A 1,082-nucleotide genomic window follows, 5' to 3' on the forward strand; every position below is an offset into this window, starting at 1 on the left:
ATTGCTTCTTTCGCAACGCGAGCTGCTGCTTCATAACCGATATGAGGGTTCACGGCTGTAATAATTCCTACACTTTTCTCAACATACTCTTTTAAGCGATCTTCATTCGCTTCAATTCCTTTTAAGCAATTATCTGTAAAGGCACGGAAACCGTTATTCATAATGCTAATCGATTGCAGTAAGTTGAAAACAAGTACTGGTTCCATCACGTTTAATTCTAATTGTCCTGCTTCTGAAGCAAGGCAAATTGTATGATCATTACCTATTACTTGGAACGCAATTTGATTAATAACTTCTGGCATAACAGGGTTTACTTTCCCTGGCATAATAGAAGAACCTGGTTGACGAGCTGGTAACATAATTTCCGCTAAACCAACACGTGGACCTGATGCCATTAAGCGAAGGTCATTTGCAATTTTAGACATATTCATCATACATACTTTAAGCGCTGCAGATACTTCAGTATACGCATCCGTATTTTGCGTCGCATCTACTAAATCTTCTGCACCAACAAGCGGTAATTCACTAATTGCAGCTAAATGTTTTACAACTGCTTCAATGTATTCTGGATCTGCATTTAAGCCTGTACCAACTGCAGTTGCCCCCATATTTACTTCATATAAATGTTGACGCGATTGTTGAATTCGTTTCATATCACGTTCAAGTACGCGAGAGTATGCTTTAAATTCTTGTCCAAGACGGATTGGCACCGCATCTTGTAAATGTGTACGACCCATTTTAATAACATGGTCAAACTGTTCTGCTTTTAATTCAAATACATCATGCATATAACCCATCGTTTGTAATAAGCCTTCTAATGCATTTAATGTTGCGATATGAATCGCCGTTGGGAATGCATCATTTGTTGATTGGGCCATATTTACATGACTATTTGGACTAATATAATGATAGTCTCCCTTTTCCATTCCTAATAATTCAAGAGCACGATTGGCAATGACTTCATTTGCATTCATGTTCATTGAAGTACCTGCTCCGCCCTGAATTGGATCTACGATGAAATGATCATGCCATTTTCCATCAAGAATTTCTTGAGCAGCTTCTGCGATCACACCGCCCTTGTT

1 protein-coding gene is annotated in these 1,082 nt (G+C 38.6%); it reads right to left on the reverse strand.

Annotated elements, in window-relative coordinates; translation table 11 throughout:
* Window positions 1-1,082: aspartate ammonia-lyase (locus tag DN404_RS30120; RefSeq protein ID WP_149215863.1), on the reverse strand; the 1,082-nt coding region annotated here is incomplete at both ends.

Origin of the sequence: Bacillus sp. TE8-1 (assembly GCF_008368855.1) — a bacterium.
Taxonomy (GTDB): Bacteria; Bacillota; Bacilli; order Bacillales; family Bacillaceae_G; genus Bacillus_A; species Bacillus_A cereus.